This is a genomic window from Pseudomonas psychrophila (assembly GCF_001043005.1).
Classification (GTDB): domain Bacteria; phylum Pseudomonadota; class Gammaproteobacteria; order Pseudomonadales; family Pseudomonadaceae; genus Aquipseudomonas; species Aquipseudomonas psychrophila.
The window spans coordinates 286,341-302,846 of the sequence record NZ_JYKZ01000006.1; the positions used below are offsets into that span (position 1 = coordinate 286,341).

The 16,506-nt window shown below is 60.8% G+C and carries 13 protein-coding genes; 8 read left to right on the forward strand and 5 right to left on the reverse strand.

Annotation, left to right across the window (positions count from 1 at the left end; genetic code table 11):
• Positions 1-31 precede the first annotated feature (31 nt).
• From dmpG to TU76_RS16040, 5 genes are all read right to left on the reverse strand, one after another.
• Positions 32-1,054 (reverse strand): 4-hydroxy-2-oxovalerate aldolase, encoded by a 1,023-nt coding sequence (gene dmpG, locus TU76_RS16020; RefSeq protein ID WP_019821821.1) that lies wholly within the window; start codon positions 1,052-1,054, stop codon positions 32-34.
• A 10-nt stretch (positions 1,055-1,064) separates the two neighbouring features.
• Entirely contained in the window at positions 1,065-1,994 is a 930-nt protein-coding gene (locus TU76_RS16025; protein WP_019821819.1) for an acetaldehyde dehydrogenase (acetylating), read from the reverse strand.
• Positions 1,995-2,015: 21 nt separating this feature from the next.
• The gene (locus TU76_RS16030) at positions 2,016-2,807 is read right to left on the reverse strand and encodes a fumarylacetoacetate hydrolase family protein (RefSeq protein WP_048352067.1); all 792 of its coding nucleotides are present in this window, start codon (positions 2,805-2,807) and stop codon (positions 2,016-2,018) included.
• A gap of 102 nt (positions 2,808-2,909) precedes the next feature.
• Positions 2,910-3,683 (reverse strand): glucose 1-dehydrogenase, encoded by a 774-nt coding sequence (locus tag TU76_RS16035; RefSeq protein WP_048352068.1) that lies wholly within the window; start codon positions 3,681-3,683, stop codon positions 2,910-2,912.
• 30 nt (positions 3,684-3,713) lie between these two features.
• Entirely contained in the window at positions 3,714-4,694 is a 981-nt protein-coding gene (locus TU76_RS16040) for a flavin reductase family protein (protein ID WP_019821814.1), read from the reverse strand.
• A gap of 173 nt (positions 4,695-4,867) precedes the next feature.
• On the opposite strand from TU76_RS16040, the gene TU76_RS16045 reads away from it, so the two are divergent.
• The 8 genes from TU76_RS16045 to TU76_RS16080 all read left to right on the forward strand — a co-directional run bounded on the left by TU76_RS16045 (position 4,868) and on the right by TU76_RS16080 (position 16,347).
• Positions 4,868-6,304 (forward strand): coniferyl aldehyde dehydrogenase, encoded by a 1,437-nt coding sequence (locus tag TU76_RS16045; RefSeq protein ID WP_048352069.1) that lies wholly within the window; start codon positions 4,868-4,870, stop codon positions 6,302-6,304.
• Between the two features lie 137 nt (positions 6,305-6,441).
• Complete coding sequence (locus TU76_RS16050; RefSeq protein ID WP_048352070.1) at positions 6,442-8,016, forward strand: amidase; 1,575 nt, start codon at positions 6,442-6,444, stop codon at positions 8,014-8,016.
• Between the two features lie 184 nt (positions 8,017-8,200).
• A complete protein-coding gene (locus TU76_RS16055; protein ID WP_048352071.1) occupies positions 8,201-9,388 on the forward strand; it encodes an acyl-CoA dehydrogenase family protein in 1,188 nt (395 codons plus the stop codon).
• 59 nt (positions 9,389-9,447) lie between these two features.
• Entirely contained in the window at positions 9,448-11,193 is a 1,746-nt protein-coding gene (locus TU76_RS16060) for an FAD-binding protein (RefSeq protein WP_048352072.1), read from the forward strand.
• Complete coding sequence (locus tag TU76_RS16065) at positions 11,190-12,950, forward strand: FAD-binding protein (RefSeq protein WP_048352073.1); 1,761 nt, start codon at positions 11,190-11,192, stop codon at positions 12,948-12,950. The genes TU76_RS16060 and TU76_RS16065 overlap by 4 nt, the downstream gene beginning before the upstream one ends.
• Positions 12,947-13,708, forward strand: coding sequence for an SDR family oxidoreductase (locus TU76_RS16070; RefSeq protein ID WP_048352074.1), 762 nt, complete (start codon positions 12,947-12,949; stop codon positions 13,706-13,708). Before TU76_RS16065 ends, TU76_RS16070 begins: the two co-directional genes overlap by 4 nt.
• Before the next feature lies 1 nt (position 13,709).
• The gene (locus TU76_RS16075) at positions 13,710-14,741 is read left to right on the forward strand and encodes a ferredoxin--NADP reductase (RefSeq protein ID WP_019821803.1); all 1,032 of its coding nucleotides are present in this window, start codon (positions 13,710-13,712) and stop codon (positions 14,739-14,741) included.
• Positions 14,742-14,760: 19 nt separating this feature from the next.
• Positions 14,761-16,347 (forward strand): FadD3 family acyl-CoA ligase, encoded by a 1,587-nt coding sequence (locus TU76_RS16080; RefSeq protein ID WP_019821801.1) that lies wholly within the window; start codon positions 14,761-14,763, stop codon positions 16,345-16,347.
• Positions 16,348-16,506 lie beyond the last annotated feature (159 nt).

A 16,506-nucleotide genomic window follows, 5' to 3' on the forward strand; every position in this document is an offset into this window, starting at 1 on the left:
CCGGTCAGCGCCCCTGGCAAGGAACAAAGCCTCAGGCCCGCTGGCGAGCCAAGGTCATGGCAGTGTCTTCAATCATGTCTTCCTGACCGCCAACCATGCCGCGACGGCCCATTTCCACCAGGATTTCCCGTGCCGGTACGCCATATTTCTTCTCGGCGCGCTTGGCAAACAGCAGGAACGAGCCATAGACCCCGGCATAGCCCATAGTCAGGGCATCACGATCGCTGCGGATCGGGAAGTCCATGATCGGCACCACCAGGTCTTCGGCGACATCTTGAATGCCGAATACGCTGACCCCGGTTTCAATGCCCATGCGGTCACACACCGCAACCAGGATTTCCATTGGCGTGTTACCTGCACCGGCGCCCAAACCGGCAGCGGCGGCGTCGATCCGCGTGGCCCCGGCCTCGATGGCGGCGATGGAGTTGGACACACCCATGGACAGGTTGTGATGGCCGTGAAAGCCGATTTCGGTGTCCGGATGCAGCGCTTCACGCAACGCCGCGACCCGGGCCTTGATGTCGTGGGGCAGCATGTAGCCGGCCGAGTCGGTGAGGTAAACGCAGTTGGCGCCGAAACTCTCCATCAGCTTGCCCTGCTTGACCAGGCCTTCGGGGCTATTCATGTGGGCCATCATCAGGAAACCCACAGTGTCCATGCCCAACTTGCGCGCATAGGAGATGTGCTGCTCCGACACGTCTGCTTCCGTGCAATGGGTGGCGACCCGGATCGTATTGACCCCCAGCTCATACGCCATTTGCAGATGATCCACCGTGCCTATGCCGGGCAGCAGCAGGGCCGACACCTTGGCTTTTTTCATCATCGGGATAACCGCAGACAGGTACTGCTCATCGGTGTGCGCCGGGAACCCGTAGTTCACCGAACTGCCACCCAGGCCGTCGCCGTGGGTGACTTCAATCAAGGGCACGCCAGCGGCGTCCAGGCCACAGGCGATGTCTTTCATCTGTTGCAGGCTGATCTGGTGACGCTTGGGGTGCATGCCGTCGCGCAGGCACATGTCATGCACGGTGATTTTTTTGCCGCGAAGATCCATGGTCGGCTCCTTAAGCGAGGGCAGGTTGAGGGGCGGATGCCTTGAGTTGCAGTTCACCCTTGAGGATTTCCTCGGCGAACATCTCGGCGGTGCGCGCAGCGGCAGCGGTCATGATGTCGAGGTTGCCGGCGTACTTGGGCAGGTAGTCGCCCAGGCCTTCGACCTCCATGAAGATCGACACCCGATTGCCTTCAAACACCGGCCCGTTGACCAGCTTGTAGCCCGGCACGTACTGCTGCACCTGCTCGATCATGTTGGCAATGGCCAGGGTGATCGCGGCTTGATCCGGTTCGGTTTCAGTCAGGCAATGCACGGTGTCGCGCATGATCAGGGGGGGCTCGGCCGGATTGACGATAATGATCGCCTTACCTTTTTTGGCTCCGCCCACCTGTTCGATGGCACTGGCGGTGGTGCGGGTGAACTCGTCGATATTCTTGCGTGTGCCCGGGCCGACCGACTTGGACGCCGCTGTGGCGACGATCTCGGCATAAGCCACCGGTTGCACGCTGCTCACGGCAGCCACCAGCGGAATGGTCGCCTGGCCGCCGCAGGTGACCATATTGACGTTCATTGCACCGCGCTTGAGGTTGGCCTTGAGATTGACCGGGGGCACACAGTACGGGCCAATGGCGGCAGGGGTCAGGTCGATCATCAGTACGCCCAGCTCGTTGAGCTTGCGGCTGTTTTCGGCGTGAACGTAAGCCGACGTGGCATCGAAGGCAATCTGGATATTGTCCGCCAGCACATGCGGCAACAGCCCGTCGACCCCGTCGCTGGTAGTCTTGAGGCCCATCTCTCGGGCGCGGCTCAGGCCTTCGGACGTGGCATCGATGCCCACCATCCACACCGGCTCCAGCACGTCGCTGCGCAGCAACTTGTAGAGCAGGTCGGTGCCGATATTGCCCGGCCCGATCAGGGCGCATTTGATCTTTTTGGTCATGGGAAAGGTCTCGAACGGGGTTTAGGGCACGAAGCGCAGACGGGCAGAGCCCAGACCGCTAAGGGTCAGGCTGACCTCATCCCCGGGTTGCACCGGCACCAGCGGTGCCAATGCTCCGGACAGAATGATTTCACCCTTGCGAAACGGAATGTCGAACTTGCCCAGGGTATTGGCCAGCCAAGCCACGGCGGCGCAGGGGTGGCCCTGTACTGCCGAGCCAAAACCGTTACCCGCCGGCTGACCGTTTTTCAGCACGTGCAGTTCGACCTTGGCCAGGTCCAGTTCACGGGGATTGATCCGTTGCTCGCCCAGGGCGAACACGCCGCATGAGGCGTTGTCGGCCACGGTGTCTTGAATGCGGATTTTCCAGTCGGCGATACGCGAGTCGACAATCTCGAAACACGGCACCACCCATTGGCTGGCAGCCATGACGTCTTCGGCGGTAATGCCGGGGGCGTGCAGGTCTTCGCCGAGGATAAAAGCGATCTCGCCTTCAGCCCGTGGTTGCACCAGATGGTGGGTGACGAAGCTCACATCACTGTTGTCAGCGACCTGCATGGGATTAGTCAAAAAACCGAAATCGGGCTGATGCACATCGAGCATTTCCTGCACGGCACGGCTGGTGACGCCGATCTTCTTGCCGATCACTTGCTCGCCCAGCGCTTCGCGGCGCTGTAAAAAACGCAGGGAGATCCGGTAGGCCGTTTCCAGGGTCAGGTCCGGGTAACGCTGGGTCAGCGGCTGCACACTGCGGCGCTCACGCAGCGCGTGAAACAGCTCGTCGCCCAGGGCTTCAATCAACTGTGTGTCCATAAATACGCTCTCTTAAAGCCAGATCCCGGTGAGGGCTCTGCAGAAAATCCCTTGTGGGAGCGAGCTTCGCGAGCAGGCTCGCTCCCACGGTTTAGTCTTGGCTCAGCCCGGCCACACGCTCGATTCGGCGCCGCCATCCACTTCCAGGATCTTGCCGGTGACCCAGCGCGAAGCCGGGGTGGCCAGGTACAGCGCAGCGGCGGCAATGTCTTCGACTTCGCCCAGGCTTTGCAGCGGGGTGGCGTTGATCATGCCCTCGCGCATGGCAACCGGCAGGACGCGGTTCAGGGCGTCGGTCAGGATCGGGCCGGGGGCAATTGCGTTGACCCTCACCAACGGCGCGAAATCCTGGGCCAGCAAGCGGGTCATGTGGCTCAGCGCGGCTTTGGCAGTGCCATAGGCACTGAATTGGGTTTGGGCATAACGCGCCGCGCCTGAGGTGATATTGAGAATGTTGCCGTTGCCCGCATCACGCATGTGCGGCACGCACAGCTGGCACAGGTGATAGGCCGAAGACACGTTGAAACGCATGATTTCTTCGAAGCGCTCGACACTCAGGGTCAACGGGTCGTTGGGGCCGGCACCGCCTGCGTTGTTCACCAGATGAGTAATGCGCCCCATGTGCTCACGGGCCTGGGTGACCACCGCACTGCGTTGTTCGGCATCATTCACGTCACAGCTCAGGGCCAGGGCACGGCGGCCCAGGCTGCGAACTTCTTCGGCCACCGCTTCAACGTCGCTCAAGGTGCGGGCTGCCAATACCACATCGGCGCCAGCCTCGGCGTAGGCCAGGGCGATCCCGCGGCCAATGCCCCGGCCGCCACCGGTGATGACGGCCACGCTGCCGGTCAGATTGAAGCGCTGAATAATGTTCATAAAGGGTCCTGTTCCTTTTTGACTAGGGATTTAACGGGGCGCCCATAGATCGGGCAAGCCTGGATCACTGGCTGCAATCAGGCGCTTGAGCAGCACTTTAAGGGCCTGGGCATCGCCGGGAGCGAGTCTGGCCGATACGTTCTCCTCCACGGCCTTGGCCAGTGCCACTTGTTGCAGCGACGCCTCACGACCGGTGGCGGTCAGTACATAGCGCGGTGCCTGCTGGCTGCCTTCGAGAGCGACCAGATTCTGCTTTTCGAGAAAGCGCATGCTTGCCACGGTCACCACATGCCCGGTGTAGCTGACGAAATGATTGATTTCATCCAGGGTCAGGTTGTCGCGAATACACAGGACCGAGAGGATGAAAAATGCATGCTCATCCAGTTGCTGATTGCTCAGCAGGCGATGCAGGGCGTCGAGCAACTGGTAGTGGGCGCGGCCCAGCAGATAACCGAGCAAGTCCTCGGTGTAGCTGCATTCCGGCGGTGGCGGAGTGGTTGCCAGGCGCAGCTCGCTGCGTGGCTTGCGCGTCGCCAGGGCATATTGGCCGCTTTGAAAGGCCAACGGTGCACGGTCGCTGTGATCGAAGGCGAGTACTTCCCCGACAAAAATCACATGGTCGCCGCCTTCATATTGAAAGGCCGTGCGGCACTGAAACCTGGCGGTGCAGTCCTGTAGCAGCGGCGCTTCGCTGATGCCGTTGTCGAGTTCAATTTCGGAGAACTTGTTCTCGCCCTGCATCGCAAAACGTCCGGACAGAGGTTCCTGTTCGGTCGACAGCACATGCACGTTCCAGTGTTTTCCGGAACTGAACACCGGCAGGCTGCGAGCAGTCTTGGCCAGACTCCACAGCACCAGCGGCGGGTTGAGGGAGACCGAGTTGAAACTGTTGGCAGTAATGCCGATGGGCGAACCATCTTCAGCCTGGGTGGTGATGATCGTCACCCCGGTGGTAAAGGTGCCCAGCGCGGTACGGAATGCCTGCGGGTCGAAGCTGCTTTGCATTGCCATGACGAACCTCATGGATTGAATTTTCGTGCTTGCAGTATTCGCCTCGAAACGGTGCGCTACATCGTCTTAATGGACTAACGAATGCAGCCGATTATCGTCCGATTGGACGAGGCGTTCGGGAGGCGGATTCGCTAGCGTCGGCTCATTGAACCGGTGTATCAGAGGACTCATCCATGACGTTCAGCAGCACTGCTCCAGAACAGCTGTCCAGCCTGTTGGCGGCGCAAAAAGAAGCCTTTATCAATGCTGGGTGCGTCAGCCCAGAGCTGCGTCGGGCACGCATTCAGCGCGTGATAGAGCTGCTGGTGCGCTATCAGCAGCCACTGATCGAGGCAATGGATGAAGATTTTGGCGGTCGCCCGCAGGGTTTTTCATTGATGAATGACGTGCTGGGTTCGCTGGCATCACTCAAATATGCGCGCGACCATCTTGACCATTGGGCACAAGATGAGCCGCGACAAGTGTTTTCGCCCTACGACCAGATGGGTGCCAAAGCCTGGGTGATGCACCAGCCCAAAGGCTCCATCGGCATTCTGGGCACCTGGAATGCGCCGCTGTTCACCTTGCTCAGCCCTTTGGCATGCGTCCTGGCTGCGGGTAATCGAGCCATTCTCAAACCCTCCGAAGTGGTGCCTCGCACCGCTCAGGTCCTGACCCAGGCCTTTGCCGACATGTTCGACCCGCTTGAAATCGCTGTGGTGACCGGTGATGCCGAGCTGGCGCAGGTATTTACCTCCCAACCCTTCGATCATCTGGTGTTCACCGGCAGTACCGCTGTGGCACGTTCGGTCATGCGCAATGCGGCTGAAAACCTGGTGCCCCTGACCCTGGAACTGGGAGGTAAATCCCCGGTGATCATTTCCCGCAGCGCAGATCTGGCCAAGGCTGCCTTCAGCATCGCAGTGGCCAAGGCCAATAACGGTGGGCAAATCTGCATCAACCCGGACGTGGTGTACGTGCCGCGTGAGCTGCTGGAAGATTTTATCGGCCTGCTGGGTACTGCCTACACCGAACTGCTCCCTACCACGGACGACAACCCGGATGTAGTGGCTGTGGTCAATGCCCGCCATGTGCAACGCATCGACGGTTACGTGCAGGATGCCCGTGAGCGGGGTGCCCGGATCGAGAGCTTCCCGCAGGCGCCAGAGGCCGACGCCCGAACCCGTCGACGCGCGCTGCAGGTGGTGATCAACCCGCCCCGTGACAGCCAGATCATGCACGAAGAAATCTTCGGCCCGGCGTTGGTGCTGCTGCCTTATGAGCACATTGATCGGGCGCTGGGCGACATCCACTCCCGCGAGCGACCGCTGGCGCTGTACTACTTTGGCCAGAATGAAGAAGAGCAGCGCCATGTGCTGCAGCACACGATTTCCGGCGGTGTGAGCATCAATGACGTGATGATGCACGCGGCTCTGCATGACGCGCCGTTTGGCGGGATCGGTGCCTCGGGCATGGGCCACTATCATGGCCGCGAAGGCTTCCTTGAGTTCAGCCACATGCGCACGGTTTACAAGGCTGCGGCCCACGATCCGCGCCGCGAATGGGGCCTGCTGCCGCCCTATGGCGAACACTTTTTGCCCACCATGCAATCGATGGTAACGGCTGACTGAAAAACGCTGTGCCCCCCCCTTGTGGGAGCGAGCCTGCTCGCGAAGACCTCAAGCGCGCCGCGCCCTTCGCGAGCAGGCTCGCTCCCACGGGGGGCATGTGTTTTTTACAAAAATAAAATGTAAATCGGAGTGATACTTTGCCAATCCCAGCCTCTACCCCCGAAAACACGCAACTTGCCACCGGCTGGCAGCGTCGTCATGTGCTCAAGGCAGGTGCCCTGACTGTGGGCGCAGGCCTGCTCGGGCGCTTTGCCAATGCGGCCGGTTCCAGCGGTATATCCCCTGGGGAATATCTGCAAATGGATGCCTGGGACATGGCCAAAGCCGTGCAAAAAGGTGAAATCAGCCCGCAAAATCTGCTGTCGGCGGCCATGGCCCGTTGTGATGCGGTCAACCCCAAGGTCAATGCCGTCAATATGCGCCATGACGACTACGCCAACGCGCTGCTCAAGGCCCGTACCGCCAGTGGTGCATCAACCACGGGGGCGCTGGCCGGGGTGCCGATCCTGATCAAGGACCTCAATACTTACCTCGAAGGCACCCGCACCACCAATGGTTGCCGCCTGTACAAAGATGCACCGCTGGCGCCCCATACCAGCACCCTGATCACCCGTTATCAGGCGGCCGGGGCCGTGCCGTTTGGCAAGACCACCTGCCCGGAATTCGGGTTGACCACCACCACTGAATCCCTGCTGTGGGGGCAAACCCGCAACCCGTGGAACCTTGCCAAAAGCGCAGGAGGCTCATCCGGTGGCGCGGCGTCGGCCGTTGCTGCGGGCATTGTGCCGGTGGCCCACGCCACAGACGGCGGTGGCTCGATCAGGATACCCGCGTCCTATTGCGGCCTGGTCGGGCTCAAGCCCACGCGCTACCGCACCCCCAGCGGCCCGGGTAAATATGAGGGCTGGTTTGGAGCCAGCGTAGGCAACGTGGTGTCGCGCAATGTGCGTGACATGGCGTTGTTCATGGATGCGGGGCAGGGGCATGAGGCTGGCAGTCCGTACTGGGCCAAGCCACTTGAGCGCCCCTATGTCGAAGAGTTACGCACCGCCCCCGGTCGTTTGCGCATCGGCGTGGTACGTGACTCATTGACCGGCGCGCCGCTGGACCCTGAGGTGGAGAGAGTGCTGAGCGATACTGCCAAACGCCTGGCAGCACAGGGGCATGAGGTTGAAGAGCTGCGCCTTGGCATCGATCCGCGCCAGTTGTTCGGCGCACACGGTTCGGTGATTGGCGATGCATTGCTGACCATGGTTCACGATCGCGAACAGGTACTGGGTCGCGCTGCCACTGCCGATGACTACGAACGTATCACCCGGGTGGTGCTGGACCGCGCACAAAAAGTTACCGGAGAGGGCTTGTACCGTGCGCGTCAGTCGTTCGAGACCATTGGCGGCTACATGGAAGATCAATTCCAGAAGTTTGACGTGATCCTCTCGCCGGTGACCGCCAATGTCACCCCGGACCTGGGGCTCTTGAGCCTCGATCAGCCCTGGGAGAGCTATGCCCACAACGCCATGGGCAGCGCGTCCTTTACCGTACTGGCCAACGTCAGCGGCCAGCCGGCCATTTCCTTGCCGGTGGGCATGAGCAACAACGGTCTGCCCATCGGCATGATGTTTACCGGGCCTTTGGGAGGCGAAGACGTGTTGCTGCGCTTGAGTGCGCAGATTGAACAGGACCGGCCTTTCGCCCGGCTGCCAGTTCTCTAAGCCTGTCCCCCAGGGTCATTGTGGGAGCGAGCCGGCTCGCGAAGTGATCCCGGCGCGTGCGCAAGTTCCGTGTGATGCCCAAGCCTAGTCCGCTTTGACGATGATCCACAGCGTGCCAGGCCGGATTATTCGTCATACACCGCCCGCGCATTCGCGCAGCGAGAGACTGACGGAGAACACACGGATGGATCAGATACGAGAGAAAAGTCCGATTGAGCTTGAGCTGCTGCAACGTGCGCGTGACCTGATCCCTGCGCTAAAAAGCCGTTCAGCCCAGGCGGACAAAGACTGCAAACTGCCCGACGAAACCGTTCGTGACATGCAAGAGGCCGGTTTGTTTCGAGCCCTGCAGCCCAAGATGTGGGGCGGTCATGAAGTCGACCTGCGCACCTTTTTTGAAATCCAGATGACCCTGGCTGAAGGCTGCATGTCCACTGCCTGGGTATTTGGTGTGGTGGGCGTGCATCCATGGCAACTGGCGCGTTACCCGATTGAAGCCCAGCGTGATGTGTGGGGTGAAGACGGCTCCGTGCTGGTGGCTTCGACCTATATGCCGGTGGCCAAGGTCACGCCGGTCAAGGGGGGTTATCAGGTCAGCGGGCGCTGGGGGTTTTCCAGTGGCAGCCAACATGCACAATGGTGCCTGCTCGGCGGTATCGTGCCGCAAGACGAAATGGGCCCAACCGAACACGGCACCTTCCTGATTCCGGCCAGCGATTACCGCATCGAACAGAACTGGGACGTTTTAGGCCTGCGCGGCAGCGGCAGTCACGACATCGTTGTTGAAGACGCTTTTGTCCCGGCTCATCGGGTGCAGCGCACCAACAACTACAGCATCGAAGCCACGCCGGGCCGACTGGTCAATACCAACCCGATGTACTCGATCCCGTTTGCCCAGGTGTTTGCCCGCGCTGTATCGACCTCGGCCCTTGGCGCCTTGCAAGGGGCAATCAACGAGTTTTGCGACAACGCGGCAAAGCACATCGGCAAACACGGCGCCAAAACCGCCGAAGATCCGGCGGCCCAAGCGGCTGCAGCTGAAGCCATCATCACCGTTGACGCGCTCAAACTGGTGCTGATGCGCAACTACGGGCACTTGCTGGCGCTGGCCGCAGCCGGGGAATACCCGGATGTCGAAACCCGCTTGTTATATCGCTACCAGTCCTCCCACGTGACCAATGTGTGCGCCGACCGTGTCAGTGACCTGCTGCGTTGCATGGCCGCTTCGGGTTTGTACAACACCAACCCGGTGGCGCGTTACTTCCGTGACCTGCACCAGGCTCGCGGGCACATTGCCAACAACGAGGCGGCTTACCGCCGCAGTTACGGTCTTGTACAGCTGGGCCTGCCCAACGCGGACCCTTTTGTTTGATCGGGTCAGCCCTCTGATTCCGTAAAACACCTCTGACTTCAGCGCAAGGCATAATAAAAATGACGGCTCACGATCAGTCTCAGTCCAGCTATGACGTAATTGTTGTCGGCTCCGGCGCCGGCGCCATGACCTCGGCCCTGTTTGCGGCTGATCAGGGCCTGTCGGTTCTGATTGTCGAAAAAAGCGATAAATATGGTGGCACCTCGGCGATTTCAGGCGGCGGTATCTGGATCCCCAACAACCATTACTTTGCCGCCATTGGCGGTCAGGACAGCCCTGAGCTGTCGATGCAGTACCTCAAGGCCGCGACCGGTGAGCACGGCGACCCACTGCGCCTGCAGGCGTACCTGGATAACGCCGCGCCGATGATCAAAAAGCTCACCGACAACAGCCGCGTGCGTTATGCCGTGGCCGATAAATACCCTGACTACTATCCGCAGTTGCCAGGTGCCCTGGCGGGGGGGCGCACCCTGGACCCGGAGCTGTTCGACACAAGCCTGCTGGCGGACGAATTGCCCAACCTTCGTAAACCTTCGCCGTCGACCCTGTTGATGGGCCGCATTGCCTGGACTGCCCGCGACGCGCACAAGGCCATGGCTCGCAGCTTTGGCTGGCAATGGCTGATTTTCAAGCTAATGGCGCGCTACAAACTCGATTTCAAATGGCGTCGCAAAAGCAAGTACGACCGCCGCGCCGCATTGGGCAGCTCGCTGGTGGCGTCGTTGCGCCGCTCCCTGATGGACCGCAACGTGCCGTTATGGCTCAACACCGATTTTCAGGATGTGCTGCTCGACGGTGATCGGGTAGCGGGGATCAAGGTCGCCACGGGTGGCAAAGTCCTTGAGCTCAGGGCTCGCCGTGGCGTGATTTTTGGCTCCGGCGGCTTTGAGCAGAACCAAACCCTGCGTGAAAAATACCTGCCGCAACCCACCCGTGCCAGTTGGAGCGCCACCCCGCCGGGCAACAACACCGGGGCTGCGCTTGAAGCGGGGCTCACAATCGGTGCGGCCACCGCGCTGATGGACTGGGCATGGTGGGCACCGACCATTGCCGTGCCCGGCGAAGAAAAACCCCGTGGCGTGTTTGCCGAACGGGCGTTCCCGGGGGCCATTGTGGTCAATAGCCTGGGGCATCGATTTGTCAACGAAGCGGCGCCGTACCTGGAGTTCGTCGACGCCATGTACCAGGACAACCGCAAGACCGACGGCCGGTCAGTGCCGTCGTGGGTGATCTTCGATGGTCACTTTCGCTTCAACTACGCCATGGGCCCGTTGATGCCGGCCCAGGTGGTACCCGACAGCCGTCTGCGTAAGGAATGGCTCAATACCGTGTACTGGAAGGCCGACAGTCTTGAGGCGCTGGCCATGCAAATCGGTGTTGATGCGCAGGGGTTGAGCAGCACCGTGCAAAAGGTCAACGGTTACGCCCAGACCGGTGTCGACCTGGACTTTGATCGCGGTGGCAACGTATTTGACCGTTACTACGGCGACAGCAACATCAAACCCAACCCGTGCCTGGCACCGTTGCGCAAAGGGCCGTATTACGCCATGCGCCTGGATGCCGGGGATATCGGCACCAAGGGCGGATTGCTGACCAATCAGCACGCTCAGGTCGTACGCGAAGACGGCCAGCCAATTGCCGGGTTGTATGCCATCGGCAACTGCTCGGCATCGGTCATGGGCATCAGCTATCCCGGTGCCGGTGGCACCCTGGGCCCGGCCATGACCTTCGGCTATATCGCCGCCAACCATATCGCCAGGAACGTATCCGTCATGGCCAGCGCCAAGGTCGGAGCGTTGTCATGAGCCGAGCCAGGAGCGCCAGCAGCAACAGTAAAATCCTTGAGCCACTGTATGAAGATCAACTGGGGGGCAGGGAGTGGGATGACACCTGCGACGTGCTGGTAATCGGCTGGGGAGCGGCAGGTGCCTGCGCCGCACTGGAAGCTGCAAGCCAGGGTGCCCATGTGATTGTGGCCGACCGTTTTACCGGCGGTGGCGCCAGTGCCAAAAGTGGTGGCGTGGTGTATGCAGGCGGTGGGACCCGGCATCAGCAGGCGGCCGGTTTTGATGACAGCCCACAAGCCATGTTCGATTACCTCAAGCACGAAACCCAGGGTGTTGTCAGCGATGCCACCTTGCAAAAATTTTGTGACGACAGCGTCAGCAACCTTGGCTGGCTTGAAGGCCACGGAGCGAGTTACGCCCATAGCGTGCCGCCCGGAGGCAAGACCTCATACCCGTCCGATGGCTACTTCTTGTATTACTCGGGCAATGAGCTGGTGCCATCCCATGCGGGCGCTCAACCACCGGCTCCGCGCGGCCATCGCACCGTTGGCAAGGGCCAGTGTGGCGCGGTGTTCTACGCGCATTTGAAAGCTGCCTGCCTGCGTGCCGGAGTGCAACCCTTGCTGCAATCCGCCGCCCGGCGCCTGGTGCTGGATGACAGCTCAAGGGTGATCGGCGCGCAATTCTGGAGCCTGCCTCAGGGCAGCCGCGAAGCACGTTTGCATGAGCGTCTGGCGGCACGGGCCGAGCGCCTGCAAAATTTTGCGCCCGCCTACTGCGACCGGCTGCGACAAAAAGTCAGCCAACTGGAGCGTGATCACGGGCAACCGGTGCTGATTCGGGCCAGACGCGGAGTGATCCTCAGCACCGGTGGTTTTATTTTCAATCGCGACCTGATTCGTGAGCACGCCCCCGACTTTCGTCGCAACTTCAAGGTCGGTGCTACCGGCTGCGATGGCAGCGGTCTGCTGCTCGGGCAATCGGTGGGTGCCAAAAGCGAGCGTTTGAGCCGGGTATCGGCCTGGCGCTTTATCAACCCGCCGCACTGCTGGCCCAAGGGGATTGTGGTCAACACCCACGGGCAACGGTTTTGTAACGAAGAAGTCTATGGCGCCACCCTGGGCCAACCGTTGTGCGAAGAACAGGGGGGGCAGGCCTGGCTGGTGCTGGACGCGCGCTTGCGTAAACAGGCGATCCGTCAGGCGCTTTTTGGCGGCTACTGGTGGTTTCAGACCTTGCCCGCACTGGCCTTGATGCTGTTCAAAGTCCGCAAGGGCGACAACCCGGACCGATTGGCAGCCGTGTGTGGCATGCAGGCTGGCGAATTGAATGGTGCGCTGTGTGCCTACAACGCCGGTGCCCGGGGCGACGGGCCGGATGCCTTTGGCAAGTCTGAAGGCAGCCGGCAGGTGCTGGATAACGGGCCGTTTTATGCCTGCGATATCAGCGTCGGCAACCCGATATTCCCATTGGGGGCGCTGACCCTGGGGGGGCTTAAAGTCGATGAAAGCAACGGCGCGGTTCTCAATGAACAGGGTCAGCCGATTGCCGGCCTGTTCAGTGCCGGGCGCACGGCGATTGGCGTGGCATCACACCTGTACATCAGCGGCTTGTCACTGGCCGACTGCGTGTTTTCGGGGCGCCGGGCTGGCTTGTCGGCCTCTTGTGGGAGCGAGCCTGCTCGCGATGCAGGCGCTGCGGTACATCAGTCAGATCAGGTAGATGCCTTCGCGAGCAGGCTCGCTCCCACAGAAGCTACAGGGGTGACCTTATGAGCGCACGGGTTGAAGGCAAAGTGGCGCTGATCACCGGTGGCGCCAGCGGAGTGGGCCGCGCGACTGCGCTGCTGCTGGCCCGTGAGGGCGCGCGTGTGGTGATCAGTGACATTGATGTGGAAGCAGGGTTAGCCCTGGCCGAAGAAATCGGTCCCCAAGCGCTGTTCATCGAGCACGATGCAGGCAGCGAAACCGACTGGATACGGGTTATCGACACTATCCGCCAGCGCCATGCAAGTCTGGACATCCTGTTCAACAACGCCGGAATTCTGTTGAAAGGCGATATTGAAAACACCGAGTACGCCGACTGGCAGCGGGTGCAGAGGATCAACAGCGACAGCGTTTTTCTGGGTTGTCGCGCCGCCATCAGCCTGATGAAGGAAGGCGCTGGCGGCTCCATCATTAATATGTCGTCGATTGCAGCCGTGGCCGGGCGTGATGATTACGTCGCCTATAGCGCTTCGAAAGGAGCGGTGGCGGCGCTTTCACGCACGGTGGCGGTGCACTGCCGTCGGCGCAAGTACCGCATTCGCTGCAATTCCCTGCACCCTGACGGCATCCTTACACCCATGACCACGGCCACTTTGCCCGCAGGGCTGGACCCGTGGAGCTTGACCATCGACGCCGACCCCATGGGGCGCATGTGCCTGCCCGAAGATGTCGCCGCCAGCGTGCTGTTTCTGGCCAGTGATGAGTCTCGCGCCATCAGTGGTATTGAGCTGCGTATCGACAGTGGCCAGTTTGTGATGAGTATTTGATATGACCCAACCTGCGTATTTCTCCCTGCGTGTGGCGCAAGTCGTGACTGAAACGGCGGACTCCAGATCCCTGGTGTTCGACGTTCCGTTGGCCTTGCGTGAACAGTTTGTCTACAAGTGCGGGCAGTTTTTAACCCTGCGCGTACCCTTTGAGGGTGGCTGGTTGCCCCGTTGTTATTCACTGTCCAGCACTCCGCTGCAAGACGAGCCACTGCGCGTGACGATCAAGCAAGTCCGTGACGGTCGTGCTTCCAACTGGTTGTGCGAGCACGTGCGCGAAGGCGATCTGCTTGAGGTGCTGGCCCCGGCCGGGGTGTTTGTCCCTCGGCATTTTGATGATGACTTTGTGCTGTTTGGTGGCGGTAGCGGGGTGACTCCGGTGCTGTCGATCCTGCGCTCGGCCTTGATTGCCGGTACGGGCCGAATTCTGCTTGTTTACGCCAACCGCGATGAAGCATCAGTGATCTTTGCGGCCGAGCTTAAAGCCTTGGCCAGTGCCTACCCCCAGCGCTTGCAAGTGATTCACTGGCTGGACTCGGTTCAGGGTATTCCGGCCGTGGCACAACTGGCGAACATGGCCCGGCCGTTCGTCCATGCCCAGGCGTTTATCTGCGGGCCCGGCCCGTTTATGGACGCTGCTGTCAGCGCCTTGCATGACATCGGCATGGACCACGGCCGTATCCATGTCGAGCGGTTTGTGTCGTTACCCGAGGAGGGCAGTGTGGCTGCCCCGGGGCCGGTCAACACCGATGTGATTGGCAGCCAGCTCTCGGTGCGCCTGGACGGTGAAGAGTTCGAAGTGCCCTGTGCCGAAGGCGAAACACTGCTCAACGCCATGCAGCGCGCGGGCTTGAAACCGCCCAGTTCCTGTTTGGTGGGTTCCTGCGCAACCTGCATGTGTACGGTTGAACGCGGCAGTGTAGAGATGCTGCGCAACGATGCCCTTGATCAACAAGAACTGAACGATGGCTGGGTGCTGGCGTGCCAATCGGTGCCCAACAGCGAACAGCTGCGTGTGTGCTTTCCCGAATAATCTGCCAGACGAGTGACCGATGACTTCCAGCCTGCAACAGAGCCTGCCGAGTTCGATTCCGCAATTGCTGCTCAACGCCTCGCATCAACATGCCGGGCGTACCGCCATTGAAGAAAACGGGGAATGCACCGACTACAGCGAACTGCCAGGCCTGGCCCTGGCCGTAACCCGCAGCCTGATGGCCCAAGGCATCGGCAAAGGCGATCGGGTGGCGATCTGGGCACCCAATGGCCGGGACTGGATCATTGCCGCATTGGGTATCCATTGTGCTGGCGCGGTGATGGTGCCGATCAACACCCGCATGAAAGGCAGCGAAGCGGCCGATATCCTGGAGCGCAGCGGGGCAAGGGTGTTATTCGTGCAGCCGATGTTTCTGGGCACGGACTATCTGGCTTTACTGGCTCCCTGTCGTCCGGCGAACCTTGAGTGCCAGGTCTTGCTGGGCGAGACCAGCGCCGGGAGTTCCCATGGCCTGAACTGGAACGGCTTTCTGGCCCTGGGTGCGGCCATCAGCGAATCGGCAGCGACGTTGCGGGCATCCAGCGTGGGTGCTGACGACCTGAGCGACTTGCTGTTTACGTCCGGCACCACCGGCAAGCCAAAGGGCGTAATGAGCGCGCACGGGCAAAATATCCGGGCTTTTAGTGAGTATGTGAAAGTAATCGGTTTACAAGCCGGTGACCGTTACCTTGTGATCAACCCGTTTTTTCATGCCTTTGGCTACAAGGCGGGCTGGCTGACGTGCCTGCTGGCTGGCGCGACTATCCTGCCGCACCCGGTGTTCGATGCCGAAGCGGTATTCCAGCGCATTGCTGCTGAGCGCATCAACGTGCTGCCGGGGCCGCCGACCTTGTACCTGTCGATGCTTGCCCATCCCAAGCTGGCTGAAACCGATCTGTCGAGCCTGCGCATTGCCGTCACCGGTGCGGCGACCATTCCACCGATCCTGATTGAGCGCATGCGCCGCGAATTGGGTTTCTCGGTCGTCACCACCGCGTATGGCCTGACCGAATGCGGCGGGCTGGCGACCATCTGTGATCCCGCCGATCCCGCCACCACCATTGCAGGCACCAGTGGCCGAGCGATTCCAGGTACCGAAGTGAGCATCCGCGATCCGCAGAACAGGGCATTGCCGGCGGGCAGCACGGGGGAAATCTGCCTGCGTGGTTTTCATGTGATGCAGGGCTACTTTGAAGACCCGAAGGCCACGGCTGAAACCATCGACAGTGAAGGCTGGTTGCACACTGGTGACATTGGCGAGCAGGACGCGGCGGGTAACTTGCGCATCACCGACCGGTTAAAGGACATGTTTATCGTGGGGGGGTTTAATTGCTATCCGGCGGAAATCGAAGCGGGGTTGATAGAGCACTCGGCCATTGCCCAGGTGGCGGTGATCGGTGTGCCTGACGAGCGCATGGGGGAGGTGGGGTGTGCCTGTGTGGTGTTGCGTCATGGCCAGGTTCTGGATGAAGCCGGGTTGATTCAGTGGGCGCGTGAGCATATGGCCAACTACAAGGTGCCGAGGATGGTGCGGTTTTATGAGGCACTGCCGGTGAATGCGTCAAACAAGGTCGCGAAGAATGAGTTGCGGGCGGGGATGCTGTAGGCGTCCTACGCAGCCTCGTTTCACTCGTCAGCTGACATATCGAATGGATATGGACTCGGCATAGGTGCGGGCGCTTCGCAAAACAACGAGCACACGGGGTACATATCCGGCATTTGCGGTGAACTGAAATGATGGTTTCGCTCTTACAGCGAGTCACTT

What these genes read in the sequence shown, in the direction of transcription:
- dmpG (WP_019821821.1), bottom strand. Translation starts at nt 1,054, where the DNA reads ATGGATCTTCGCGGCAAAAAAATCACCGTGCATGACATGTGCCTGCGC.
- TU76_RS16025 (WP_019821819.1), bottom strand. Translation starts at nt 1,994, where the DNA reads ATGACCAAAAAGATCAAATGCGCCCTGATCGGGCCGGGCAATATCGGC.
- TU76_RS16030 (WP_048352067.1), bottom strand. Translation starts at nt 2,807, where the DNA reads ATGGACACACAGTTGATTGAAGCCCTGGGCGACGAGCTGTTTCACGCG.
- TU76_RS16035 (WP_048352068.1), bottom strand. Translation starts at nt 3,683, where the DNA reads ATGAACATTATTCAGCGCTTCAATCTGACCGGCAGCGTGGCCGTCATC.
- TU76_RS16040 (WP_019821814.1), bottom strand. Translation starts at nt 4,694, where the DNA reads ATGGCAATGCAAAGCAGCTTCGACCCGCAGGCATTCCGTACCGCGCTG.
- TU76_RS16045 (WP_048352069.1), top strand. Translation starts at nt 4,868, where the DNA reads ATGACGTTCAGCAGCACTGCTCCAGAACAGCTGTCCAGCCTGTTGGCG.
- TU76_RS16055 (WP_048352071.1), top strand. Translation starts at nt 8,201, where the DNA reads ATGGATCAGATACGAGAGAAAAGTCCGATTGAGCTTGAGCTGCTGCAA.
- TU76_RS16060 (WP_048352072.1), top strand. Translation starts at nt 9,448, where the DNA reads ATGACGGCTCACGATCAGTCTCAGTCCAGCTATGACGTAATTGTTGTC.
- TU76_RS16065 (WP_048352073.1), top strand. Translation starts at nt 11,190, where the DNA reads ATGAGCCGAGCCAGGAGCGCCAGCAGCAACAGTAAAATCCTTGAGCCA.
- TU76_RS16070 (WP_048352074.1), top strand. Translation starts at nt 12,947, where the DNA reads ATGAGCGCACGGGTTGAAGGCAAAGTGGCGCTGATCACCGGTGGCGCC.
- TU76_RS16075 (WP_019821803.1), top strand. Translation starts at nt 13,710, where the DNA reads ATGACCCAACCTGCGTATTTCTCCCTGCGTGTGGCGCAAGTCGTGACT.
- TU76_RS16080 (WP_019821801.1), top strand. Translation starts at nt 14,761, where the DNA reads ATGACTTCCAGCCTGCAACAGAGCCTGCCGAGTTCGATTCCGCAATTG.